The organism is Paenibacillus sp. FSL R5-0519, from assembly GCF_037974275.1.
Classification (GTDB): Bacteria; Bacillota; Bacilli; order Paenibacillales; family Paenibacillaceae; genus Paenibacillus.
Genome location: NZ_CP150234.1, coordinates 2,543,934 through 2,569,960 on the forward strand (window position 1 = coordinate 2,543,934; position 26,027 = coordinate 2,569,960).

At 44.8% G+C, this 26,027-nt stretch carries 24 protein-coding genes and 1 other annotated feature (1 of these 25 only partly in view); of the genes, 15 read left to right on the plus strand and 9 right to left on the minus strand.

Annotated features, from left to right (window positions below; all coding sequences use genetic code 11):
* Positions 1-12 precede the first annotated feature (12 nt).
* From MKY73_RS11660 to MKY73_RS11670, 3 genes are all read left to right on the plus strand, one after another.
* Positions 13-1,710 (plus strand): beta-glucoside-specific PTS transporter subunit IIABC, encoded by a 1,698-nt coding sequence (locus MKY73_RS11660; protein ID WP_339307567.1) that lies wholly within the window; start codon positions 13-15, stop codon positions 1,708-1,710.
* A 503-nt stretch (positions 1,711-2,213) separates the two neighbouring features.
* The gene (locus tag MKY73_RS11665; RefSeq protein WP_339307568.1) at positions 2,214-4,127 is read left to right on the plus strand and encodes a beta-glucoside-specific PTS transporter subunit IIABC; all 1,914 of its coding nucleotides are present in this window, start codon (positions 2,214-2,216) and stop codon (positions 4,125-4,127) included.
* A gap of 34 nt (positions 4,128-4,161) precedes the next feature.
* Complete coding sequence (locus tag MKY73_RS11670; protein WP_339307570.1) at positions 4,162-5,604, plus strand: 6-phospho-beta-glucosidase; 1,443 nt, start codon at positions 4,162-4,164, stop codon at positions 5,602-5,604.
* 232 nt (positions 5,605-5,836) lie between these two features.
* Here the strand turns inward: MKY73_RS11670 and MKY73_RS11675 are convergent, their stop codons facing one another.
* On the minus strand, positions 5,837-6,997 hold the full coding sequence (locus MKY73_RS11675) for a S8 family peptidase (RefSeq protein ID WP_339307572.1): 1,161 nt from the start codon (positions 6,995-6,997) through the stop codon (positions 5,837-5,839).
* A gap of 216 nt (positions 6,998-7,213) precedes the next feature.
* On the opposite strand from MKY73_RS11675, the gene MKY73_RS11680 reads away from it, so the two are divergent.
* The 4 genes from MKY73_RS11680 (at position 7,214) to MKY73_RS11695 (ending at position 9,567) form a co-directional block, all read left to right on the plus strand.
* The gene (locus tag MKY73_RS11680; RefSeq protein WP_339307574.1) at positions 7,214-7,738 is read left to right on the plus strand and encodes a GNAT family N-acetyltransferase; all 525 of its coding nucleotides are present in this window, start codon (positions 7,214-7,216) and stop codon (positions 7,736-7,738) included.
* A gap of 50 nt (positions 7,739-7,788) precedes the next feature.
* On the plus strand, positions 7,789-8,247 hold the full coding sequence (locus MKY73_RS11685) for an SMI1/KNR4 family protein (RefSeq protein ID WP_339307576.1): 459 nt from the start codon (positions 7,789-7,791) through the stop codon (positions 8,245-8,247).
* Between the two features lie 76 nt (positions 8,248-8,323).
* Positions 8,324-9,184, plus strand: a complete 861-nt coding sequence (locus MKY73_RS11690; protein WP_339307578.1) for a Cof-type HAD-IIB family hydrolase — start codon at positions 8,324-8,326, stop codon at positions 9,182-9,184.
* A gap of 200 nt (positions 9,185-9,384) precedes the next feature.
* Positions 9,385-9,567: a YjfB family protein gene (locus MKY73_RS11695; protein ID WP_105599263.1), complete on the plus strand. Its 183-nt coding sequence runs from the start codon at positions 9,385-9,387 to the stop codon at positions 9,565-9,567.
* Positions 9,568-9,708: 141 nt separating this feature from the next.
* On the opposite strand, the gene MKY73_RS11700 is transcribed toward MKY73_RS11695, so the two are convergent.
* The 5 genes from MKY73_RS11700 to MKY73_RS11720 all read right to left on the minus strand — a co-directional run bounded on the left by MKY73_RS11700 (position 9,709) and on the right by MKY73_RS11720 (position 15,347).
* Positions 9,709-10,446, minus strand: coding sequence for an HAD family hydrolase (locus tag MKY73_RS11700; protein ID WP_339307580.1), 738 nt, complete (start codon positions 10,444-10,446; stop codon positions 9,709-9,711).
* 75 nt (positions 10,447-10,521) lie between these two features.
* Entirely contained in the window at positions 10,522-11,571 is a 1,050-nt protein-coding gene (locus MKY73_RS11705) for an alcohol dehydrogenase catalytic domain-containing protein (RefSeq protein ID WP_339307581.1), read from the minus strand.
* A 276-nt stretch (positions 11,572-11,847) separates the two neighbouring features.
* On the minus strand, positions 11,848-13,086 hold the full coding sequence (locus tag MKY73_RS11710; protein ID WP_339307583.1) for an aspartate aminotransferase family protein: 1,239 nt from the start codon (positions 13,084-13,086) through the stop codon (positions 11,848-11,850).
* A 90-nt stretch (positions 13,087-13,176) separates the two neighbouring features.
* Positions 13,177-14,385: an MFS transporter gene (locus tag MKY73_RS11715; protein ID WP_339307585.1), complete on the minus strand. Its 1,209-nt coding sequence runs from the start codon at positions 14,383-14,385 to the stop codon at positions 13,177-13,179.
* 329 nt (positions 14,386-14,714) lie between these two features.
* Positions 14,715-15,347 carry a DUF1963 domain-containing protein gene (locus MKY73_RS11720; RefSeq protein WP_339307587.1) on the minus strand — a complete coding sequence of 211 codons (633 nt, stop codon included), beginning with the start codon at positions 15,345-15,347 and terminating at the stop codon, positions 14,715-14,717.
* A 163-nt stretch (positions 15,348-15,510) separates the two neighbouring features.
* On the opposite strand from MKY73_RS11720, the gene MKY73_RS11725 reads away from it, so the two are divergent.
* Positions 15,511-16,212 carry a pseudouridine synthase gene (locus tag MKY73_RS11725; RefSeq protein ID WP_339307589.1) on the plus strand — a complete coding sequence of 234 codons (702 nt, stop codon included), beginning with the start codon at positions 15,511-15,513 and terminating at the stop codon, positions 16,210-16,212.
* A gap of 71 nt (positions 16,213-16,283) precedes the next feature.
* Here the strand turns inward: MKY73_RS11725 and MKY73_RS11730 are convergent, their stop codons facing one another.
* The 3 genes from MKY73_RS11730 to MKY73_RS11740 all read right to left on the minus strand — a co-directional run bounded on the left by MKY73_RS11730 (position 16,284) and on the right by MKY73_RS11740 (position 19,432).
* Entirely contained in the window at positions 16,284-17,213 is a 930-nt protein-coding gene (locus MKY73_RS11730) for a DMT family transporter (protein WP_339307591.1), read from the minus strand.
* The gene (locus MKY73_RS11735; protein WP_339307593.1) at positions 17,210-18,061 is read right to left on the minus strand and encodes an AraC family transcriptional regulator; all 852 of its coding nucleotides are present in this window, start codon (positions 18,059-18,061) and stop codon (positions 17,210-17,212) included. Before MKY73_RS11735 ends, MKY73_RS11730 begins: the two co-directional genes overlap by 4 nt.
* Before the next feature lie 240 nt (positions 18,062-18,301).
* Positions 18,302-19,432, minus strand: a complete 1,131-nt coding sequence (locus tag MKY73_RS11740; protein WP_339307594.1) for an NADH:flavin oxidoreductase — start codon at positions 19,430-19,432, stop codon at positions 18,302-18,304.
* A 208-nt stretch (positions 19,433-19,640) separates the two neighbouring features.
* On the opposite strand from MKY73_RS11740, the gene MKY73_RS11745 reads away from it, so the two are divergent.
* The 7 genes from MKY73_RS11745 to MKY73_RS11775 all read left to right on the plus strand — a co-directional run bounded on the left by MKY73_RS11745 (position 19,641) and on the right by MKY73_RS11775 (position 25,846).
* Positions 19,641-20,222, plus strand: coding sequence for a TetR/AcrR family transcriptional regulator (locus tag MKY73_RS11745; RefSeq protein ID WP_339307596.1), 582 nt, complete (start codon positions 19,641-19,643; stop codon positions 20,220-20,222).
* Positions 20,223-20,287: 65 nt separating this feature from the next.
* Positions 20,288-20,587, plus strand: coding sequence for a Dabb family protein (locus MKY73_RS11750; RefSeq protein WP_339307598.1), 300 nt, complete (start codon positions 20,288-20,290; stop codon positions 20,585-20,587).
* A gap of 45 nt (positions 20,588-20,632) precedes the next feature.
* On the plus strand, positions 20,633-21,409 hold the full coding sequence (locus tag MKY73_RS11755) for an NRDE family protein (RefSeq protein WP_339307600.1): 777 nt from the start codon (positions 20,633-20,635) through the stop codon (positions 21,407-21,409).
* A gap of 322 nt (positions 21,410-21,731) precedes the next feature.
* Complete coding sequence (locus tag MKY73_RS11760) at positions 21,732-23,045, plus strand: nucleobase:cation symporter-2 family protein (RefSeq protein ID WP_339307602.1); 1,314 nt, start codon at positions 21,732-21,734, stop codon at positions 23,043-23,045.
* A 345-nt stretch (positions 23,046-23,390) separates the two neighbouring features.
* On the plus strand, positions 23,391-24,860 hold the full coding sequence (locus MKY73_RS11765) for a YdiU family protein (RefSeq protein WP_339307604.1): 1,470 nt from the start codon (positions 23,391-23,393) through the stop codon (positions 24,858-24,860).
* Positions 24,861-24,932: 72 nt separating this feature from the next.
* Positions 24,933-25,376 carry an Imm63 family immunity protein gene (locus MKY73_RS11770; protein ID WP_339307606.1) on the plus strand — a complete coding sequence of 148 codons (444 nt, stop codon included), beginning with the start codon at positions 24,933-24,935 and terminating at the stop codon, positions 25,374-25,376.
* Positions 25,377-25,396: 20 nt separating this feature from the next.
* Positions 25,397-25,846, plus strand: coding sequence for a DUF4375 domain-containing protein (locus tag MKY73_RS11775; RefSeq protein WP_339307608.1), 450 nt, complete (start codon positions 25,397-25,399; stop codon positions 25,844-25,846).
* A gap of 99 nt (positions 25,847-25,945) precedes the next feature.
* Positions 25,946-26,027: a binding site (T-box leader), on the plus strand (it continues 146 nt past the right edge of the window).

Here is a 26,027-nt window from a genome sequence, read left to right on the forward strand (position 1 = left end):
CAGGTTGGCAATATGAATACTGATGGACCAGTCTCTAGTAATGATGCGTCTGAATCTTCCGGCAAAAAAGAAAGTCTTCTGGGTCGGTTTATCGACTTGATCTCAGGTGTATTTACACCTATTCTCGGTTTGCTTGCTGCAACAGGGATGATCAAAGGTTTCTTGTCCATGTTTACTTCTCTCGAGTGGCTGGACCCGGCTTCGGGAACATATCAATTGTTGAATGCTGCAGGAGACTGCCTATTCTATTTCTTCCCTGTCTTCTTGGGTTACACGGCAATGAAAAAATTCGGTGGATCTCCATTCCTCGGGATGGCCATCGGAGCATCACTTGTATATCCGGCCTTAACCGGTCTAAGTGGCGGGGAACCGTTATATACGTTGTTTGCAGGCACATTGTTTGAATCACCGATTCATATCACGTTCCTGGGTATTCCTGTTATCCTGATGAGTTATTCCTCATCCGTAATTCCAATTATTATTGCTGCCTATTTTGGAGCAAAAGTAGAAACGTTCTTCAAAAAGATCATTCCCTCTGTTGTGAGAACCTTCCTCACGCCATTCTTTACCATTCTGATTGTTGTACCTGTAACATTCCTCTTGATTGGTCCAATTGCGACATGGGCTAGTCAGCTGATTGGTGCTGGGGTATCAGGCATCTATGGATTGAGTCCATTGGTAACCGGTATTGTTGTTGGCGGATTGTGGCAAGTATTGGTCATCTTTGGACTACACTGGGGAATTGTACCAATCATGTTGCTGAATCTGTCTACACTGAAAGCAGATCCGATTCTGGCCATGATGTTTGCTGCTTCCTTTGCTCAGATTGGTGCCGTTCTTGGCGTTATGCTTAAAACGAAAAATACCAAACTGAAATCACTGGGTGTTCCTGCCTTTGTATCTGGTATCTTTGGTGTAACGGAACCTGCAATTTATGGCCTAACTTTGCCGTTGAAGAAACCATTTATTATGAGCTGCATTGCTTCAGCAACGGCTGGAGGTATTATTGGATTCGCTGGTTCCAAAATGTTTGTATTTGCTTCAGGCATCTTCGGTGTTCCAGCGCTCATTAGTCCCACAGAAGGGATCAACTATGAATTCTGGATGGCCATGATGGCTACGATTATTGCTTTTGTATTAGGCTTTGTTCTCGTTTATTTTGTAGGATTCAAAGATCCTGCTAATCCAGAGGCTGCAAAACAGGCTCCTGAGCCAGTAAAAGAAGAGAAGGCTGCACTTGAACCTAATCCAAACAATCGTTATGAAATTGCCAGCCCGATGACGGGTGAGGTGGTTCCTTTGCAAGAAATTGATGATGCTACTTTTGCTGGTGAACATATGGGTAAAGGTATTGCGATTCGTCCAAGCAGTGGAAGAGTCGTATCCCCGATTAATGGTGTGGTACAGACGATTTACCGCACCAAACATGCGATTGGACTTGTAGATGATCAAGGTATAGAGATTCTAATCCACATCGGTCAGGATACGGTACAGCTCAAGGGTCAGCATTTTACAGCACATGTAAAAGACGGGGATCGTGTGAGTGTTGGCGATTTGATCGTTGAATTCGATCTTCAAGCTATTATTGAGGCGGGATATGAGACCGTCACACCGATTATTGTAACCAATACGGCTGATTATTTGGACGTGGTTGCGACAACAAATCGTGAAATGCAAGAAAAAGATAAATTGATTACGATTATTGGTTAATTCTGTTCGTATCTTATAAAGACCTGCAAGCTGCACACGTTGAAAAAAGTGATTTCTTGCGGGTCATTTCTATGTTATTTCGATCAGAAACAATGCATGGAACGTCATGAATTGACCGGTAAATATGTTCATGTGGTTAGAACGACAGGTCATTGATGAATATTCAATAATTTATTAAAATAAGTGTTGCAAACGTAGTTCAGATGTACTATGATGAGTTCAAGAAGTAAGCGCATACATCAATCGGGTTGTAACTGTTTAATCAGGCAATTCCGACCATCCTCAGTTCAGAGGATATGGCATGCAGATTACTTTCACTAGTAAAATAATTAAATACCAATGTGTACAGCCTTACAGGGTTGCAACCGTCAAGGGCAAAACCTGAATTGCTGAATAACACGACTGATTTCCGGACGATCCGGTATGTTGTGTATGTTCAGTGGTTCAGGTTTTATTTGTTTCACAAAAGTCATGGGGAGTTCACTTAGAGAGGGAGAATTACAATGAGCAACTACGATCAATTAGCTAAGGACATTCTGTCACGTGTAGGTGGTCGCGAGAATGTAAACAGTGTATTCCATTGCGTAACAAGGCTGCGGTTTAAACTAAAAAATGAAAGCGTAACCAAAACGGAAGAACTTAAAAATCTGCCAGGTGTTATTACCGTCATGCAGAGTGGTGGACAGTATCAAGTTGTTATCGGCAACGAAGTGCCGGATGTATATAAAGCAGTTGTTAAAGCGGGGAATTTCCCAACCGAAGGTCAGTTTGAAGAGGAAGCTGATAACTCAGGTAAGAAAGTTGGATTGTTCAGTCGATTTATCGACATGATCTCTGGTGTGTTTACACCACTACTCGGTCTGCTGGCTGCAACAGGTATGATCAAAGGTTTTACAGCCATGTTTCTATCATTTGGATGGATCACAGATACGTCAGGTACGTACCAGCTGTTGAATGCAACGGGTGACTGTCTGTTCTACTTCTTCCCGATTTTCCTTGGTTATACGGCAATCAAGAAATTTGGCGGTTCACCGTTCCTGGGTATGGCGATAGGTGCTTCGTTAGTCTATCCTACGCTATCCGGTTTGACTGCTGGAGATCCATTGTACACCCTGTTTACAGGTACGTTAATCGAATCGCCGATTCACATTACGTTCCTGGGTATTCCGGTTATTCTGATGAGCTATTCCACATCGGTTATTCCAATCATTATTGCTACATTCTTCGCTGTTAAAATTGAAAGATTCTTTAAAAATATCATTCCTAAAGTCGTTAGCACGTTCCTTGTTCCGTTCTTTACTTTACTCGTTATCGTTCCGGCAACATTCATTCTGATTGGTCCAGTATCCACTTGGGCAGGACAGTTGATCGGTGCAGGTGCAACAGGCATATACGACTTAAGCCCAGTTGTTACAGGTTTGATTATCGGTGGTTTGTGGCAAGTGTTTGTACTGTTTGGTCTCCACTGGGGACTCGTGCCAGTCATGCTTCTTAACTTGAGCACATCTGGAGCTGATCCGGTAATTGCCATGTCTTTTGCAGCCTCCTTTGCTCAAATCGGTGCTGTACTTGCCGTTATACTGAAAACCAAAAATACGAAACTGAAATCTTTAGGTATTCCGGCCTTCATTTCTGGGATCTTCGGTGTAACTGAGCCAGCGATCTACGGAGTGACACTTCCGCTGAAAAAGCCGTTTATCATGAGCTGTATTGCTGGTGGTATCGGTGGTGGTATCTTGGGATTGGCTGGTTCGAAATTATACATCTTTGGTGGACTCGGTGTGTTTGGTTTCCCAAGCTTCATTAACAAAGCAACAGGCGTTGATTCCGGATTCTATATGGCTCTCGTTGCATGTGGTATCGCGTTTATCCTTGGTTTCATTCTGACGTACGTGGTTGGTTTCCAAGACAAAGTAGAAGCAAAACCAGCTCCAGCACCTGTACTTGATCCAAATCCGAACAGCAGATACGAAATCGTAAGCCCAATGGCTGGTGAAGTCGTTGCACTGAAAGATATTAATGACGTAACGTTTGCAGGAGAGCACATGGGTAAAGGGATTGCGATTCGTCCAACCAGCGGTAGAGTGGTATCTCCAATTACGGGTATTGTTCAAACCGTATATCGTACCAAACACGCTATTGGTCTTGTAAGCGATGATGGGGTAGAGATGCTGATCCATATCGGTCAGGATACGGTCAAGCTGAAAGGCGAACATTTTACAACCCATGTGAAAGATGGAGACCGTGTTAACGCAGGTGACCTGATTGTTGAGTTTGATCTGCAAGCGATTAAGGATGCAGGATATGAGACGGTAACACCGATCATTGTTACGAACACTTCAAATTATCTGGACATTGTGGGAACGAAAGAGGCATCTGTTCATGAGAAAGATAAATTGATCACGGTATTAAGCTAATTGAAATCACAGATGGTTTAGGAGGAACGCCTCAATGAATGAAAAATTTACAGCCTTCCCGGAGAATTTTCTCTGGGGAGGAGCAACCGCAGCGAATCAATTGGAAGGTGCCTATCTGGAAGGTGGCAAAGGCTTAACTACGGTAGATCTGATTCCGATTGGTGCCAATCGATGGAATATTGCTCTGGGTAACCTGGATTCGTATGAGCCAAAAGCAGGGGAATTCTATCCTTCCCATGAAGCGATTGACTTCTATCATCGATATAAGGAAGATATTGCGTTATTTGCAGAAATGGGATTTAAGTGTCTCAGGCTATCCATCGCCTGGGCACGGATTTTCCCTAATGGGGATGAAACGGAGCCAAACGAAGCTGGCTTACAATTTTATGATGATGTCTTTGATGAGTTATTAAAATACAACATTGAACCTGTGGTAACGATCTGCCATTTCGATGTACCTGTGCATCTTGTTGAGAACTACGGCGGTTGGAAGAATCGCAAGATGATTGGTTTCTTTGAGAAATATGCGACAACGTTATTCAATCGATTCAAGCATAAAGTGAAGTACTGGATGACGTTTAATGAGATCAATATGTTGCTGCATCTGCCTTATATCGGAGCAGGCATTGTCCTTCAGGAAGGTGAAGACAAAGAGCAGGTCCTGTATCAGGCAGTGCATCATGAATTGGTAGCCAGTGCCCTTGCTGTGAAGGCCTGCCATGAGATTATTCCGGGTGCACAGATCGGCTGTATGCTAGCCGCAGGAATGGTCTATCCATATAGCTCTAACCCGGATGACGTATGGAAGGCTATGGAGAAAGATCGTGAGTCGTTCTTCTTCATCGACGTGCAGTCGAAGGGAGCTTATCCAGGTTATACGAAGAGATTTTTCAGGGAAAATGACATTCGGATTGAGATGCAACCGGAAGATGCAGAGATTTTGATGCAGAATACGGTCGATTATATCGGTTTTAGCTACTATGCAAGCCGTTGTACCAGTACTGACCCTGAGATTTTGAAAGATTCGACTGAGGGCAATGTGTTTGGTTCAGTGAAGAACCCGTATCTGAAAGCATCCGAATGGGGATGGACGATTGATCCAAAGGGGCTTCGAATTACGTGTAATCAGCTGTATGACCGCTATGGCAAACCTTTGTTTATCGTAGAAAATGGACTTGGGGCAACCGATGTGTTGTTAGACAATGACGCAGTTGAAGATGACTATCGCATCGAATATCTGAATAGTCATTTTGCCGAGATGGCTGAAGCGATTCAAGACGGTGTAGATCTCATAGGTTACACAAGCTGGGGACCGATAGACCTGGTCAGTGCGGGTACCGGAGAAATGAAGAAGCGGTATGGCTACATCTATGTAGACAGGAATAATGATGGCACGGGCACACTTCGCAGAGTGAAAAAGAAAAGTTTTCATTGGTACAAAGATGTCATTGCGAGTAATGGCGCACAATACTTCTGATACAAGGTGTTCGACGCTATAGAATTGACAAAGGGCAGTCTCGTTATTATGAGATTGCTCTTTGACTGGGCAATCGAGAAAATCGATTGGGATCATTTATATGCCAAATGCTAACAAAAGACGAATACTTTTTAAGCAAAGAAGGAGCATCTTACATACAGATGCCCTTTCTTTTTTTATTCGTGAAAATAGATGATATGCCTTTGTGCAATCTTGAGTGATAGTCAGTGTATTATGGCACCTGTAAGCTCCTATAGGCATTCAATCGTCCATAAGTCCAGTAGACACCGGAGCCGGATACTGGATCAGAAGCGAAGCATAGTGCATCCCGAATCTGGGCATTGGTTTTACCTTTTGCAGCGAGAAGTGCGGCTACTCCAGCCACATGTGGTGCTGCCATGGATGTTCCACTTAGGTAGGCATAGGAACCACCCAGATAGGTGGATAGGATGGTATCTCCTGGTGCAGCCATATCGACCCACGAACCATAGTTGGAGAAATTGGATTTGAGATCGGAAGGATTGGTTGAAGCGACAGCAATGACGTTGGGATACGATGCGGGTACGATCGGGAATGTAGTGTTGTCGTTGCCAGTTGCAGCAATAATTACGGCTCCACGATCCCAGGCATACTGCACAGCAGCTTGGAGGAATGCGTCTCCCATCGGACCACCAAGGCTCAGGTTAACCACCTGTACACCGTTATTGGCAGCATAGACAAGACCGTTACCGACATTACCGACCGTTCCTTGCCCGTTGTTATCCAGGACCCGGAGCGGAACGATGGATGCAAGTGGTGCAGTGCCTGCGATTCCCACACCATTGTTGGTAACAGAAGCAGCGATCCCTGCTACATGGGTACCATGTCCGTTCCCGTCTTCAGGGATATTATCATAATCAACATAATCGTAACCGGGGATGAGCTTGGAAGCCAATTCTGGGTGGTTTAGCTGTACACCAGTGTCGATAATGGCGATTTTAACAGAGCTGTTACTTTGAGTGATATCCCATGCAGCGGGTGCATTGATTTTGGACAGGTTATACTGGTAAGGGAAGAAAGGGTCGTTAGGGGTGAAGGAAGCCTCAACAAGGTAATTCGGCTCTGCATGTTCAATCAACTCATGATCTTTGTAATGTTTCAGGATCCGATGCATTTTTTTGCGGGATTCCACACGGTACCAACCCAAATCCTCGTATGTTTCCGCGACTTTACATCTCCCTTTTTTGTGAAGGGTGTGCATCTCATCTGGTGTTGTACCTTCCTTGAATTTGACTAAGAGCTGCTTGGGAGCATGGGGGTGAAACTTGCTCTCGGCACGTTGGTCCAGAAAACGATACACGAACACGATTATTGCTAGCGAAATGAAACCAAAAACACCTAACCATAACCACATGAGCGTTTCTCCCTCCAACATGGATTGTGACACGCCTTATCGTATGCGAACTCTATCAGACTGTGAGGGCATGTTTTTAATTTGGTTAGTAGTGTAGATAGATTGATAGGGAGGGCCAAATTCGGTAAGATGAGATGAAGAGAGTCGATCTGACATGGCATGAAGAAGGATCAAGGAAATGCCTAGAGATGGCTCCCATTATAGAGGAGAAGGAATGTGGATCTTTTGACACAACTTCAGAGTATACCGACAGTAACACCAGTTCAGGCACACCAGATTCATGATGCCATTGATTTTGCCATGCGTGTACGTAGAGAAGTGTTTCCCATGATGGATCACACGAGGTTACCTGTGGATTTCGAGCAGTTCACAGAACATTATCTGGTATCCAATGAATCGATTTTTCTTGTTGCAATGATGGGGGATGCGGGCATCGTCGGAACGATTGGAATATTACCATATGATGGACGTATTCAGGCCGTAGACGGTCGATATGCAGCCGAGTCTGCAGCCGAAATTGTGAAATGTTATGTAGATCCTGCGTATCGCAGATATGGCATTGGTTCCATGCTGGTAAAAGAACTGGAGAATGTGGTGAAGGATATGCACTATACTACACTCTACTTGCATACACATCGCTTCTTGCCAGGAGCCGTAGATTTCTGGAAACGTCAAGGGTTTACGGTTATTGCTGAGGAAAATGATGACTGGCAAACTGTACATATGGACAAGTTGGGATGAAGGTAATCATAACTCAATGACATTACAATGGTATTGGAGGAGATCTATCCATGTATTCAAGTCTGATTGAGAAACTGGAACATACGGAGGCTATACGCTGGTTCCCGAATCATCAAGTTCAAGAGAGCTGGATTGTTGAAGTTGAACAAGAGTTGGGCTTTTCGTTACCCCCATCCTATCGCTGGTGGCTTCTGAATTATGGTCAAGCGCTGTTAAGCGGAACAGAAATTCTGACGATTACGTCTGAAGAACACCGAGAGTATACGGATGTTGACATTTTGTATAGATACCGACTTGCCGATGAAGACGCCAAGAAGGAAGGGAAGCTGGAGCTGTTTGTACCGGACGAGGATGAATATTACTACTTTGATACGCAGACGGCTGATCAACTTGGGGAGTATAAAGTGATGCGTTTGGATTACTTTAATGGGGAACCTGAGGTATACGCGGATTCTTTTGCCGGATTTTTGGAGAAGTTGATTGATCAGCGAACACCACGAAATAGGTAATTTTATATCAGGAAAATGCCTGTCGGTACTCGCTAGGTTAGACATAGACAACATTACATGACAGGGGCATAAGCAGATGCAAGAAATGAAGCGGAAAATTGTATTTATTGATATTGATGGCACATTGGTAGATGATGACGGAAACATTCCGTTGTCAGCGCAGAAGGCGTGCAAACAGGCCAGAGAAAATGGACATCTTCTCTATTTATGTACGGGTCGCTCCAAGGCGGAGATTTATGATTCGATCTGGGATGTCGGATTTGACGGTCTGATCGGTGCAGGTGGGGGCTATGTGGAGTTTGGTAAGGACGTGCTATATCACAAAAGGGTCACAGCGGAAGATGTTCGACATATGGTCGATTTCTTCAATGAACATGGCATTGACTTCTACCTTGAATCCAATTCGGCATTGTATGCGAGTAGCAATCTTCAACCTCACCTGGAACGCCGCATTTATGGTGATGTGGAGAATGATCCGGTAGCCCGAGAGAAGAAGGAGTTGAAACCGCATCCGTTTATTGCCGGATTGACGTATGGAGAGGCAGACCTGTACAAGGATGATGTGAACAAAGTATGTTTCCTGGAGAGCTCGGTGATCCCGTTTGAACAAATCAAGCAGGAGTTCGAAGGCAAATTCGAAGTCATTCAGTGCACGGTGCCGATCTTTGGTGAAGGAAGTGGTGAGCTGATGATCCCTGGCATTCACAAAGCTATTGCAATCGCCGATCTGCTGAAGCATCTGGACATGTCGCAGGAGGATACATTTGCCATCGGTGATGGCATGAATGATGCCGAGATGCTGGAGTTTTGTAACGTCGGCATTGCCATGGGCAATGCTAAGCCAGGTCTGAAAGCCATTGCAGACGATATTACTGGTACACTTGAGGAAGATGGCTTGTATCATAGTTTTGTGAAGTATGGATTGATTGAGGGGTAAGTAGACTTGTTATGCGTATGTAAATTGAAATGAAACAGGCAACATGATCATCTCTCCCGAATGAGTTTAACATATCAACTAAAACGAATGAAGTCTGCTTACATATAAGTAGAGTGGTGTGGCTTACTCAACATTTGATTCCTACTGACCGATATAAAGTAAGTACGCCCATATATAAGATAGAGAAAGGAGTGAAGATCATGGATATTGCAGCATTATCAATGGCAATGAGCCAAGCTTCAGTCGTACAGTCGGCAAGCTTGCAAGTGATGTCAATTACAAAAGACATGGCACAGCAGCAAGGCCAGCAGATGACGGAGATGTTGAAGTCTGTGCCTGCTCCTCATCCCAATCTGGGTGGAAGTCTCGATCTTTCGGTTTAATTGATATTACAGCATGTGTTTTAATGTAACACCCATTGCAGCAAGCAAAACCCGACCCGCTCCAATTCGAAAGAATGGAAGCGGGTCGGGTTGTTTTTTCGATAGATATGTTTAGACGTTTACTTCCAGACCTACTTCTGCTCAGCGTAGCTTCGCCAGGCTTGGCAATCTGCATTCAAAAGGCAGTGTATCCTTCAACGTCCATAACTGATCGTAACTGGAAATCTGAAGATCGGCTTTGGATAGGTCCTGGTTGCCTGATCCCGGATTGTGATAACCGATGCAGCGCATGCCTGCACTTTTGGCTGCCTGAACACCATTACGAGAGTCCTCAATCACCAGACAATTGGACGGGGATGCGCCAATCATTTCAGCGGTGGTCAGGAAAATATCCGGTGCCGGCTTGCCGTTCTCGACCTCCTCTCCGGTCATTCGTACCTCAAAGTATCGCCCAAGTCCGGTCTTGTTCATGATCAAATCAATCAGTGCACGTGGGGAGGAAGAAGCTACGGCTATGGAAATGTGTTGCTCGTGCAGCCAGCTTAACCAGCGTTCCACGGAAGGCATTGCCGTCAAGTTGGAATGAGCGAGCATGGTTTGCATCACATTATGCTGATGATAAGCCAATACTTCATCTAACGTAGCTGTCAGTTGATGTTTGTCCAATACTTGCTGCCACATGGACTCCAGCGTAACTCCAACATAAGTATGGTGTTCTTCTTCGGTCATCACTGCGCCAAAATGGGCAAAAGAGCTGCGTTCAATCTCGAAATATATCGGCTCGCTGTCAATCAGTACACCATCCATATCAAAAATGACTGCTTGAATGATGTTATCATCGGCCGCACCCAGTCCGCCAGATTCTTGATTTGCTACCATGTTGTATTCCTCCTCCAGGATTGTGTAAACATATATCTCTAATCTACTCTATTTTATCATGGTTAGCTTTCCGCTTTAGAAACGGGAACCGCTGGATTGCAGTACAACTTTGATTGCATGTGAAGAGGCTTGAAGTGTGCGCCCCTGGATATCGCAGCCAAGTGTGCGGAATGCTTCTTCGTAATCTTCCAACGGAAAGGAGTGGGTAATGATTTTTTTAGCCGGAATGATCTCTTGCTCAATCATATAATGTGCTGTTGCGAATGTGCCCAGAGAATCAATGGAGCCAATAATTTTCAGACTACGGTCCACGACTTCTTTTGGATTAAAGGACGTATTTCCATCTCTTAGACCTACCAGCATCAGATAACCGCCACTGGCGAGCTGGGAGAGTACTTGTGTACCTACGACACCTGTAGTATCCACAATCATATCAACCTGATGGGTTGCAGGTGACAGCGATTCTATTGCATTTTCGAAGGATGAATGAACCTGCCAGCGATCTGGTGCAATGGAGTCGGCAATCGCCAAGCGTTCCTCCGAAATGTCGACCAGACAGCCGGTAACACCTTTGGAAGCGAGCGCGTAGCTGTACAGAATGCCAATCGGGCCTGCGCCGAGGATGATCGTTCTGAAATTCGGCAGTAGATGGATCTGATTAATCCCCGTTAGCATACAACTGAGCGGTTCCGTCAACGTCGCTTCCTCATAGCTCACATGATCCTTTAATTTGTACAAAAAGCGATCCTCGGTCACATAATAATCCGTAAACGTCCCGTCAGCACTTACACCTGTCTCCGTAACCGATTTATGTGTACAATGATTTTGTCTGCCTGTTCTGCACATGTCACATTGTCCGCAATAGTAGGTAGGATCAATCACAACCCGGTCGCCCGGTTGTAATGTCGTTACCGCAGAGCCAACATCGATAACTTCCCCGGCAGACTCATGACCGAGTATGACGGAAGGGACCGCATGATATTTGCCACTGACAATACCGAGATCGGTACCGCACACGCCTGTCGCCCGAATACGAACCAACACCTGATTATCTCTTGTAATTTCCGGGACGGGCCGTTCCTCAAGCGCCACATCCCATGCCGATTTGTATACCAATGCAAGCATGATATAACCTCCTTATAATTATATAAAATATAAATATAGCGTTTGATCTTAAAGCAGTTTCTGAGAAGATCCGAAGTTAGTGAAGGGGACGAAATCGATTCTGGAGAAGTGGAGCATTCGCCTCAAAGCTTTCTGAAAGAAAGCTGCTTCGGAAGCATACGCTATCAACGGATTTTCCCCTTGGGAAAAGGGGAATCAAAAAATCCGGGGATAACAGCGATCATAAGAACGATTCGTAACCGAAATGACCACTTCGAACAGTTACATTGAAGTGTTTTAATGCACGCTGGCAAGCACCGAATCCAACCGCTCCACAATCTCTACCAGTTCGTCTTCAGTTGTCGTAAGGGAAGGCCGGACCTTAACCACGTTACCGAAGCCATATCTTGAACTTCTCAAGATCAGATGCTCATCTGTAAAAGCGCGGTCAACAATGGCATTGGTTTTTAACGTATCCGGTTCATTACCGTTACCTACGATCTCCAACCCCCACATTAACCCGACTCCACGAGCTTCCCCGATACTTGGGTATTTCATAGCCAATTCATGCAGCAATTCACCCAAAATTTCACCTTTGCGTTTCACAGCATCGAGAAATCCAGGTTCAGATACCACCTCCAGGGTGGATTTGGCAGCGGTTACGGAGATCAGATTGCTTCCAGAGGTGAAGGAGTGTTCGTGCTTTTCGAGCACATTCAATCGGGATTGCATTAATACAGCAGCAACAGGTACGCCGATTCCGCCAAGACCTTTGGCAAGGGTAATCATATCAGGCTGGATATCAAATAGTTCGCTGGCAAACATAGTTCCGGTCCGACCGATGCCGGTCTGTACTTCGTCCGCAATGAGAAGCATGTTGTACTCATCACACAGTTTACGCAGTCGTTTGAAGTATCCGGCAGGTGGAATGATATTGCCACCATTCCCAAGAATGGGTTCGATAATCATGCAGGCGACTGAGCCGGAACTTGCATATTCTATTGCATCAGAGATAGCTTCAACGCATTGATAGGCGCAGTCTCCGTTTGAGGATTTGAATGGGCAGCGATAACAGTATGGGGCAGGTACATGAACAGCGTTAGCCGCTGCTGAATTGGGGAACCGTTTCCGTCTAAAGGCATTTCCCGAGATTCCGGTGGCAAATTGGGTCTGTCCATGATGGGATAGATACAGGCTGATGATGTCTGTCGATTCGGTATACTTCTGTGCAATTTTTGTTGCACATTCGTTTGCAGTTGAACCGGTAATATCCCGCATCCATCCGGCATTAATGTCGTTTGGAGCATATTCGATTAAGTGATCAAGTACTTCATTTACGTATGGTTCAGTGAAGGAGGAAGACATATGCGTCAGATTGCCGACTTGTTCCTGAATTTTGCTGACTACATGTGGGTGATTATAACCCAGTGACAGATTGAACGTACCTGACACGCCATCGAGGTATTCAACACCTGAATCGTCAATCAACTTAATCCCTTTTCCGGCTACGAAGCGGTTGTTGGTCAAAGTTTGCATACGATTTCCTCCAATATTATGGTGTACTAGCTCGAACGAAGCTCAACAATCCCGGATGATGCGGGCATCACCTCCCTTAAGAAATGAAGTTTACATTTCCTTACTATGTTGTGCGAGAGCTGCACTTACGGCATTATTCTTAACAGTCCATAGATGAGAGACCATCAATGTGAGAAGAAGGATCAGACAGAATCCGGCCAAAATCCAGATTGTATTCACAATAGGCCAGGCACTCATACTCCATCCAGTCACATACTGCAAGACTGCACCTCCAATACCACCCGATGCGATCATGATACTGGTTGTGCGTTCGGTCATGCCGGGAATCAGAACATTAGCATAGACGAGTGCAATACAGAACAGGCCTGACATGAACAAACCGGTACCGAAGATCAGCACGTACGTTGCCCACTGTCCTGTTACAAATACCATAGCCACTGCGAATATAAGCGTGCCGACCGTACTCCAGAGCAAAAAAGGCATATAGTTGACGGCTTCCGCTATTTTCCCGGAGAAAAGACGACCGATGATCATCGCAATCCACAGGATGGAGACACTTAGCGAGGCGACAGACTCCTGAAGTTGCAGTCGTTCTACGAGAATGGAGGGCAGGAAGTTCATTAATCCCAGTTCCAATCCCATGTAGATGAAAAAGAAGATGACGAAGATCGTCAGCAGACCGAGATGTTTTTTTGAATATCTGGCTTTACCTGCGGCATGCCCCACTGTATTCTCACCAGCTTGTTCCAGATATAGTGCGGCTGGCCGGGGCATAGTGATCCACAGCAACATGAGAACCAGTGACAACACGGCCACCGCATAAAAAGTGAGATGCCACATGTCCATCCAGATAAATAAAGCAGCGACAGCAGGAATGAGAAGTGCTCCAAGAGCAAAAAAGACATCCAGCTTAGACATGGCGACTGCCTTCTGATTCTCTGTGAATTCGATCGTGAATGCTCCAACGGAAGGCTCAATGATGCCTGAGCCAAAGCCTATGAGAATGGTAAGCAGAAGAACGCTAGTCCAAGATGGCAAGAATCCGAGAACAGTATAAGCAGCCACAATACAGATCAAGGCAAGGGTCAGCATGGCTTTTCTTCCGATACGGGCTGTCAGGGCAGGAGCTACAAGTACGCCGACAAGAAATCCAAGAAACTGCAGAAACAACAAAAATCCGCCATCACTGTAACCGCGCTCATAATATGACAATAAAACAGGAAGAAGGGCACCGAGCACAACGCTGGTTATGCCGATTAACAGATAAAAACCGCAGCTTAGAGCGAATATTCTTTTCAAAAGCATGCCTCCTAGTTGGATGAAAATTTAATATTATGTAATTAATGTTTATTTCATATATAACTTAAACCATAATTGCCCAAATGTACATTCTTTTTATTGTAAAATAATGTTAAGTTTTGAAAATTCGTGTTACACTTTTTTCTAAAACGATTTCGTGTCGAAAGGATAGATACGATCCAATCAATATGACCTTTTAACAGTGCTGTCACTTGTGTGGATCGAGAATTGTAAACCGTGCGAATATTAAAAAAACGCCCCCTGTCTAAGTAGACAGGAAACGTTCTGACTAGCCGTTCTATATGATGGACCTGACACACGTATCACCATTAAGCAGTCTGTACAAAGAAAATTCCATCGAATGGTGCGTGAGCAGACGCGAGACCTTTTCGCAAAAATAAATAACCGTTAGCATCAGAAAGACCCAATATATCCTGATATGGATCAGGAAAATCCCCGGAATATATCTGACACACCAGTTGATATTCCTCTAGCAGATGGTCAATTCCTTTCACACCGTTCGGTAAAGTGGGAGAGAAGAATGAAAATGCAGGGAATTCCTGATCGTGAAGCTGCATTTCAATCAAACGTACGCCGCTTAACGGAATGGGTGGAACGGGACATACGGAAGTTAGTGGATGCGAAGATACCGAGACATAAGTGTATCCTGCGAGAATATTTTCGTTCCATTCCAGCTCATCTCCCGCATAGGTTACCTGGTCCAGAAAGTATTCGGAGGCGGAGTAGGTGGAGAAGACCGAGATATATTTATCTTGTGGTAAAGAAGGGATATCGACATGCTGTGAAAGTGTATTGCAATGGATGGAGAACAGATGCATTAAAGGCTGCCCCTCAGGGTTGACCGGCCAGTCTGCAACGTATGCTATTTCTCCACCAATCCATATGCCAGAGTCTAGGTTTGGATCATCGGGATCAATTGTAAGTCGAGTAACTTTGTCCATGGATACTCCTTCCAGAGTGTATTTTGGCTTTCCTATGAACCGTGGTATGTGTTTTCATATAACCATTCATTGCTTCGTATCAGTATAAATGAGATGATGGGGAATGAGAATCAGTACAAGGTACTAACTCTTGCAGGGAATTACAAATGAGAAGCGGTGACACATGTTAATTAACAAATACATAAGTGAAACGGGATTCTGCTCCCGCAGGGAAACGAACCGATTAATTGCAGCCGGACGCATAACGATCAATGGCAGGGTATGTGAAAAAGGGGCGAATGTTGAACCTGACGATGTGGTACTCATTGATGGCAAGCAGATTCCTCGTAATGACAGCGAACCTGTCTATATTGCTCTGAATAAACCCATCGGTATTGTCTGCACAGCAGCAGAACATGTGGAGGGCAACATCATTCAATATATGAATTATCCTTCTCGCATATTTGCAATAGGCAGGCTGGATAAGGCATCTGAGGGGTTGATTTTGCTTACGAATGATGGAGGCATTGTGAACAAGATGATGCGTTCGGAGCATAATCATGATAAGGAATATGTAGTGACTGTAGACAAACCTATAACAGATGAATTTGTAAAGTCCATGTCTGAAGGTGTTGAAATTCTGGACGTGGTGACCAAACCTTGCGAAGTGAATAGGCAAAGTGAAAATGTGTTTCGTATTATTCTGACACAGGGGCTCAATCTGCAGATCCGCAGAATGTGCAAAGCTTTGGGGTACCGAGTATTGAAGCTGGAGCGCATCCGAATTATGAATATTACGCTGGATCAACTGGAGCGGGGGCAATGGCGTCATCTGGAGCAAGAGGAACTGGAGATTCTGCTGTCTCAATTGAATGAGATCAAATGAATGAACTTTGCTGTATGTCAACGGTGGTCAACCAGGAGTTCCAGTTATATCCGTAAAAAATGAAGCAAACACTAACCGCTACGCGGATTAGTGTTTTTGTTGTTAAGCTTGTGTCCTTTGCGCTCTGAAATGTAAGAGCCGAATAGGGTTAAGAACGCCCCAATTACAATCACCCAAGTGATCTGTTCCCGAAGAATGAGTGCAGATGACACGACAGTAATGACAGGTACCAGATAGATATATACACTCGTTTTGATAGCTCCGAGAAGATTCACAGCCTGGTTCCAGGTCACGAAACACAGCGCGGAGGCACCCAGACCGAGGTAAAGTAAATTAGAAAGATTGGTCATACTCGTGAAGCGCCCGAGTTCCAGATGGAATTCAAACAGGAAAAGAGCTGGCAGCATGAAGATCAGGCCATAGAAAAATACTTTGCGAGTCGCACCAATGGTGTGATAGCGAAGCTGGCCAATTTTACGCATCAATACAGAATAAATGGCCCATACCGCAGGTGCTACGAAAGCAAGCAGATCACCTAGCGGATTCAGTTGCAGAACGAAACTGCCGTTCAGTGCGATGAGCAGGATACCGCTTAAGGCAATCCCAAATCCGATAATAAAGCGGCGAGTTAACTTTTCACCCTCCAGGAAGTAATTGGCGAGCACAGCAGTGAAGAACGGGGCAATGGAGACAATGACCCCCACGTTTGAAGCAGTCGTATACACCAGTGCAATATTTTCAATGAGAAAATATAGAGTTACTCCACATATTCCTGCTCCGATAAATAAGCATTCTTCTCTGAATGAGGCGGCCCGCAGTGAACGCGGATAGATCAGTACGAGTACCACATACCCGATCAAAAAGCGAAAAAATAAAATTTCTACAGGAGTAAAATCAATCAACAGGACCTTCGTCGAGACAAAGGTAGTTCCCCAGATCAATATGGTAAATAAGGCGAGCAAATGTCCGGTAGCGGCCTTGGTGTTATGAGGACTTGTCATATGAGGTTATTGATGGCTCGTTTCAATTGCGCATCATGGTTGAATATACGTCTGTATTGCTTCGGCGTCAGGCCAATCAGTTTTTTGAAAAAATTTGTGAAATGGCTCTGGTCACTGAAACCGGTCTGTGCGGCTACTTCAATCGGAAGCAGACCTTGTTCTAACAGACGTTTAGCATGATTAATACGAATGGTTTCCAGGTAGCGGTATGGTGATATGCCTTTCTGGCGAGTGAACAAACGCAGCAGGTGATACTTACTCAGCTCCGTCAATTCAGCTAACTCGTTCAGCGAGATGCTTTCCATGTAATGAGTTTCGATGTAATCACATATGCTCCTGATCTCCGTGGTAACATCCTGCGTGGATACAGGTGGTCCAGCATCCGAATAATCTCGCATCAATTGATCCAGCAGCAAGAGTAACAATTCTTCTTTGCAGAAATCCGATTGCTCCTGCAGAATCATCTGATGCAGCTCGTGCAGGGAACCTACAAGTTCACTTTGGTAGAGAACGGGGGAGGTAAACCGTGGCAAGTAAGCTTGTCCGGTAATCTCTCTCGCATACTCTCGCATCACCTCAGGCTGGACATTGATACAGCGATAATCGAGGGTTCTGCCATCGATCTGTTCGCAAGCATGAGGATCATGTGGATTAAAGACAATCATGTCGCCACTATTCAGAATGTATTCTTCATTGTTGCAGACGAGGTGTCGCTTGCCTTGCTCAATAAATCCAATGACATAATAGTCATGAAAATGATTGGGAAACTTCTGCATAATGCCTTCAAATTGATAAGCTTCTAGCTGGAGATCGGAATCAAATACCACAGTCCGGACTTCCCGAGTCATGATGCACCTTCTTTCTGGTAAGTTAAGATCATTATAGGTTGCAAAGAAGGATTTTTCTTGAACGATATTGCTATTGCTCGAAGGGGTTGATCGTACAGTTATCTCCAAAAACAAAATACCCGCAATCCCGGAGGGATAGCGAGCCCTTTGCTTAGTATAGTTGATTCATGAGTTCAAACCTACGTATAAGTGCGAAAAAATGATGTGAGAAAAAAAGTCTGGAACAATAAGTGATTGTTCTTAGTGTAGCGTAGCCAGTGCTTCAGGTGTAAAAGTCTGAATCTCAGAGACGCGGCCTTCGCGTATTTTGGCAGCCCATGCCGGATCACCAAGAAGTGCGCGTCCCACAGCTACCAGGTCAAATTCCTTTTGCTCATATCGCTTCATAAGTTCGCTCATCCCCGGATGTTTGACTTCATCGCCTTCTGCTTCAGGTTCATCTGCTATACCTACAGAACCGACCGTTATCGTGGTTTGGCCACTTAGCTTCCGCACCCACCCTGCAAATCCAAGATCAGATCCTTCAAACTCGGGTTCCCAGAAGCGTCGTGTGGAGCAGTGGAAGATATCTACACCTGCGTCAACCAGCAAACGAAGGAATTGTGCCAGTTGTTCCGGTGTGTCGAACAGTCTGGCTTGATAATCATTCATTTTCCATTGGGAAATCCGCATTGCAATAGGAAAATCAGGACCTACCGCAGCACGAACTGCCATGACAAGTTCAATCGCAAATTGAGTTCGTTTCCGAAGGTCACCACCGTAGCGGTCTGTCCTTCTATTCGTCGTTTTCCAGAAAAACTGATCGATCAGAAAACCGTGTGCACCGTGAAGTTCAATTCCGTCAAAACCGGTGCGTTGAGCATTAACTGCTGCATCAGCATAAGCTTGAATCACCATTGCAATCTCTGCCTCCGTCATGGGCGCACCTACTTGATTACCCTCCATATCAACTCCCGATGGACTCAGTGATGGATCTTCCGGGTGTGGGTCAGATCCTGAAGGACGAACGATGCCCATGTGTAAAATCTGCGGAAAAATCTTGCCGCCGGCTTCATGGACTTGTTCGACCACTTCAGCCCAGCCTTGAAGAGCTGCTTCTCCATACATATGAGGGATTCTAGGTTCACTTGATGCAGAGGGATGTTCAATGGTTGCACCTTCGGTAATAATAAGTCCAACACCATGCTCGGCACGTCGACGATAATATGCGGCTACGTCTGAGCCAGGGACACCACCCGGGGAAAAAGCACGAGCCATGGGGGACATGACGATGCGTGAGGACAGGGTTAGCTTTGAAACAGTGTATGGTTGAAACAAACGCTCTGTAGAAATAATGTTATATTGTGGATTACTCAAAATATACACCTCCATGATGTTGTACCTCTCAGTGGGTACGAGTGCAATGTTAACAAGGTCTAGAGGCATGCTCAACCAACAGTTTGATTGTTTTGTTGCTTAAGCGAAAGACACGGATTATTGTATGGTGTCTTTGCACTTACTTTCACTTGTTGAACCAATAGCACTTATCTATAATGAAGGAGTCTAGCCAAATATTTTCTGTACAAAGGAGGATTGGGGCATGTCGGGTGTATTGTCTCCAAACTCGAACGATCCGCGTGTGATTCGCACTCGGCAATTAATCCTTGATGCGTTTTTAGTTCAACTGAATCTTAAAAATTTCAACAGTATTACGATTCAAAATATTACGGAAGAGGCCACCATTAACAGAGCCACTTTTTACGCCCATTTTCAGGATAAATATGCACTCCTTGAATCCTTGTTATCGGATGCTTTTATGGAATATGTCACGAAAAGGGTGGACCCGGATGCCCGGTTATCAGCGGAAACCATAGAGCAACTTATATTTTCATTATGTGATTATCACGTCTCAAGCAATGACTGCATCAAGAAATATGAGACGGTTGCACCGATAATTGAAGAAAACATTAAGACACAGCTGGAGCAATTCTTGCTTGAATTAATGAGCAGAGCGGCGAAGGATGTAGATCCCAAAACGCTGAAAATAACTGCAACGATGCTAAGCTGGTCGATCTATGGAATGACGTATCGATGGAATATGGATGGAAGAGAGGAATCTCCCACTGACTTGGCACAGCGAGTTGTCCCTTATATGATGGGCGGATTGGAATTGTTGAATTAACTTCATGAATTAACTTCATTTAACGAAATCGCTTTACTATTCGAATGGACGAAGGAGAAATCACAATGATTGAACATTTGGTTGTTTTCAAATTTAACGATAAAACCACGCTAGCCAAACAGCAGGAATGGGTAGAGCAATTGCTCGCGCTACAGGAGCAAATCCCGGGGATTGCCGCGTTGACCGCAGGGATCAATGTAACGGAAGAAACGGACCGTATTCAAGGTTATACGATTGGGTTGAGAGTGACGTTTGAAGATCAGGACGCACTGCGTGCCTATGGTCCACATCCTGCTCATCAGGCATTTGTAGCCTCTCTCGATGGTTGGGTGGAAGATGTCATTGTTGTTGATTATGCGATATGAAGTTGCGATTCTAGAGGTTAACGACTATAGGAGTTGAAGATTCCCATGTGTTTAATTTTATTTGCTTACCACATACATCCAACGTATCCGCTTATATTGGGGTCAAACAGGGATGAATTCTATCACAGACCTACGGCTCAAGCACATTATTGGGAAGATTACCCTCAGATATTGGCAGGGCGAGACTTGTCAAAAATGGGAACCTGGATGGGCGTAACAACCGGTGGGCGTCTGGCTGCTGTTACGAATTATCGTGATCCGAATGAAGAGATACATGCCAAGGGCTCAAGAGGGGATCTGGTTGCTGACTTTTTAAAGGGAACCTCCACACCTGAGCAATATATACAACGTGCGGAGCAAAGACGAGATCATTATCCTGGCTACAATTTGTTAGTGGGTGATCCGGAGAACCTCTATTATTATTCGAATGTGGGCAATGTCGTGATGAAGTTGAAACCGGGAATATACGGGATTAGTAATCACTTGATTAATACAGATTGGCCCAAGGTGAAACGTGGGAAAGAAGGGCTGGAGAAAATCATCCATGGAGAGAACGTAGACGAGAATACTCTCACTGAACAAATATTAGGTTTGCTGCAAATTGCAGATCCTTCAGTGGATGAACTTCTGCCTCATACAGGTGTTCCATTGGAGTGGGAACGTTTGCTTTCTCCCATCTTCGTCAGAAGTGAGAAATTTGACTATGGGACGAGAGCTTCATCCGTTGTTCTGATGAACACAGAAGAAGTGTTTTTTACAGAAATGGTTCACCAGAACGGTGAGATAATGGAGCAACGTTTTAACATCAAGCTTCTCAACTGACAAGCTGAGAATGTGAAACAAGTGATGTTGAGAAATACGCATTAACATGCAACACTGAATTTAAATTCCACATTTATGTCTCTTTTTTTCGAGTGTCAAAGAGGGCTATCCAACCTTACGTGTTAACTAATATAACGCGACATAATCGGTATGAGAGTACCTTTTGTATAACACGCCCAATTTTAGTTGGGCTCTTTATCTCTGATCACAATTCTATGTTATGAATCATGGAACTTCCCTGAATAGTTTATATAATGTGAATCAACATAACATGATTTTTGCAGCGGTTCGGTTGATTCTAATTTCAGGGGGGCAACGTGGGATGAAAGAAACCAAAAAGATGAGAGTTTTTTCACTGGGGATTCAGCACGTACTCGCAATGTATGCGGGAGCAATTCTGGTACCTTTGCTTGTGGGCAGAGCACTAAATCTGACAGCAGAGCAGTTAGCGTATCTGGTATCCATTGACCTGTTAACGTGTGGGATTGCAACATGGCTTCAGGCTCGGAAAGGAAAGTACTTGGGTATTGGTCTTCCAGCGGTGCTCGGAAGTTCTTTTGTAGCGGTGACACCGATGATTGCGATTGGATCGCAATACGGCATTCCTGCCATATATGGGTCGATCATTGCAGCGGGTTTGTTTATCGTCATCTTCGCCGTGTTTTTCAGCAAAATCGTCAAATTGTTTCCGCCAGTTGTGATCGGTACAGTGGTAACCATCATCGGTCTTGCGTTAATTCCAACCGGCATTAAAAACATGGCGGGTGGAGCAAACAGCGAGAATTTTGGAAGTTTGGACAATTTGGCCCTTTCATTTGGCGTTTTACTGTTCATTCTGATTCTGAATCGATATGCTCGTGGTTTTGTTAAATCTCTGGCTGTTCTCCTGGGTATTATCGTGGGGACCCTCATCGCTGCCTTCATGGGAAAAGTGAATTTTGCCTCTGTACAGGAAGCCTCCTGGTTCCATTTACCTCAGCCCTTTTACTTTGGGTGGCCTACCTTCGAAATCGGCCCCATCATCACAATGATTATTGTAGGTACAGTCGTTATCATCGAATCAACAGGTGTATTTATGGCTTTGAGCAAAATCTGTGATCAACCGATCAACGAAAAAGATCTGGCACGGGGATATCGCGCAGAAGGTCTCGCGTTTGTCCTGGGCGGCATATTTAATGCTTTTCCATACAATACCTTTGCACAGAATGTCGGTTTGGTTCAGCTCTCGAAGGTGAAAACAACCAATGTTGTTGTTGCAGCCGGAGGTATCCTGGTCTTTCTGGGACTCATTCCAAAGGTAGCTGCTTTTGCAACCATTATTCCAAGTGCTGTCCTCGGAGGAGCGACTGTTGTCCTCTTCGGAATGGTCGTCTCATCGGGGATCAAAATGCTGCAAAACGTCGACTTCGGCAAACAATCCAATCTATTGATCGTGGCTTGCTCCGTCTCACTTGGGCTTGGTGTTACTGCTGTACCTGATCTATTTGCCGAGCTTTCTCAAAGTATTCGGATTATTGTTAGTGATGGTATTATCACGGGAAGCCTGTCAGCGATCCTGCTCAATATCTTCTTTAACCTCGGTTTCAAAAAAGAAAGCTTGCCTGTACAGGTACAGGCTCAGGAAGCACACACGTAATCCTTGCCATAACAGACTTGTCATCGGGTATACGTAATAGATCCAAGAAGGATCTTCTGGGAAGTGGATTGAAAGGGAATGATTCCACTTGGCCAAGGAACTTCTTGGATTTTTTTGGTGCGAAACCAACGATGTGGTAGTTCCCTTATCCAAGTGACTAGTGATGAGGAATGCAAAAGGAATGCAAATATGCTAAAGTTTTATCAAGAACATTTTAGATGTTCGTTTAAGTCAACATCCTCTTGAATTCAATTTCCATGCGACTACATAAATGAGCATTGGTTCACAAGGCAAGAATATAACCTGGGGATGATCCCTTGGTACAGAAAAGGAGTTGTGATCACCATGCAAGAAGAAACGTTGAACAAAGGATGGAATTTGGACAACAGCTATGCGCAGTTACCACAACCTTTTTTTACAAGTCAGAGCGCAGTGCCTGTTGAATCACCAAAGCTAATCATATTCAATAGACTGCTTGCCTCCAGTTTGGGACTGGATGTGGAGTCACTAGACAGTGATGAAGGAGCGCAAATTTTTGCAGGTAACCTGGTTCCGGAAGGAGCTGAACCTTTAGCGCAGGCGTACGCAGGACATCAATTCGGCAATTTTAACATGCTTGGTGATGGAAGGGCTTTGCTGCTGGGAGAACAGATTACGCCACAGGGCGAGCGAGTGGATATCCAGTTGAAAGGTTCAGGAAGAACACCCTACTCCCGTGGAGGGGATGGACGAGCTGCTGTTGGACCCATGTTGCGTGAATATATCATTAGCGAAGCGATGCATGCACTTGGTATTCCAACGACTCGCAGTTTGGCGGTGGTGGCGACAGGAGAAAACATTATTCGAGAAACAGAGCGGCCTGGGGCTATTTTGACTCGTGTGGCTTCCAGCCACATCCGAGTAGCAACCTTCCAGTACGCAGCCAGTCGGGGTTCTATTGAAGATCTTCGGGCATTGGCTGATTACACGTTGCATCGACATTTTCCTGAGGTTGCTCAAGCCGAAAATCGTTATCTTCTGCTCCTTCAGGAAGTGATTAAGCGGCAGGCGGCTCTCATTGCCCAGTGGCAGCGAGTTGGTTTTATTCATGGCGTGATGAATACGGACAACATGGCTATTAGTGGTGAGACCATTGATTATGGTCCATGTGCTTTTATGGATGCTTACAATCCTTCAACCGTATTTAGCTCCATTGACAGACAAGGTCGCTATGCTTATGACAATCAACCGTATATTGCCGGCTGGAATTTGGCTCGATTTGCCGAGACGCTTCTGCCGCTGTTGCACGAAGATGAAGAGCAGGCGCTGCAACTCGCGCAAGATGCCATCGCACAATTTTCAGAATTGTATCATCATCATTGGCTCAAGGGGATGCGTTCCAAACTGGGCTTGTTGGATGAAGAGGCAGAAGATGAGGCATTGATCAAGGATCTTCTTGAACTTATGGAGAAGCATAGTGCAGATTACACGAATACGTTCCTGGCTTTGACTTTTGATACTTTTGAAGGAACAGCCTGGTTTGGCACGTCAGAATTTGCTGGATGGCATGAGCGTTGGCAAGCCAGATTGGACAGACAGCAAGGTGGGAAGGAAGTCTCTACGCAGTTGATGAGAACGAGCAATCCAGCGGTCATTCCCCGTAATCATCGGGTCGAGGAAGCCCTTGAGCGAGCAGAGAATCATGGGGATCTTAACGTGATGGAGAAGCTTTTGGCTGTCCTTTCAGATCCGTTCGCACATTCACCTGAACAGGCTGAGTATGCTGAACTACCTGCACAATGCGATACTTCGTACCAGACTTTTTGTGGGACCTGATTGAACAGTAAGGAAGAAGAGGCTGCCTTTGGCAGCTTTTTCGTTTTTTTATTAAAATAGGCAGGTGCATTCATGTCCAACATGTTAAACAAACAACAATTGGCAGACATCCTTATACAGCTTTTAGAGCGAACTTCTTTCCGCAGGGAACAGATGCAGAACTATGTTAACCGCCTGTATGAGACCTTTAAATGGGACGGTGTACCCTATGTGGAGTGTGGAAAAGATACGTATATCGTTCGAATATACGAACGTGGTCTCGTCTCGTTAGAGAAACGAGTAAAACAGCCGGAGGAAGTCATCTATTGGCTGCTGGAGGATATTATTTTCACCGCGACGCATGTAGGATTGTTGGAAAGACATGGTGTCGATAATAAACAGACGCATCTGAACTATACAGATGAAGTGATGAAGGAACTGAACAGGGGTGTTCAGGAAGCTTTCCAGCAGATCGGTGATCCGTATTTACATTGGTATCAGACGGGTAAACGTCAGGAGTTAGAGCGTTTGGAATAAAGATAAGTGAGGTGTGTTACGTGAGCGAGCAAGATATCCATGATATTTGGTATGAGTATGCTGTATTATTTGTCGAAAAAAAGAATGAATCTGAACAGGGCTGGGCTTCGTTGAATTCGAACGAGCAGGACATTGCTGCTTTATGGCTGTTAGAAGCGGATGTCTTTAATGGCGGTTTAATACAGTTTTTCTGCAACTGGGGGGAAGAAGTATACCGTTACGCGTTACGGGCATTACATAACATTGGTGCGACTCAAGTTGTGGAGATTATAACCTCGGCATACGGCTGCATTGAGCATCTGAAAGAGGATGAAAGGCTTACTGGACTATGGGACATTCCTAAATTACTGACAAAGGAACAAGAGCACCATTTAGATGCGCTGGATCAGCAATTTTGGAACAATGAGGATCAGATCGCGGAGAAAGCCTATGGTTATTATCACGGAAAATTGAACATGATGATTATATAATCTGGTTTCAACTAAGCATCCGTTGTTCTGTTTAAGGTTTGCATACTTGGTCTTGCAATGACCGAAACGTTCGGCTATACTTGCTATAAATTGAATACATGAATCACGTTGATAGAGCGCAGTAGCGGCTTTGTCCCTGTTACAGAAAGTCAGGGGTTGATGGAACCTGATACATACAAGG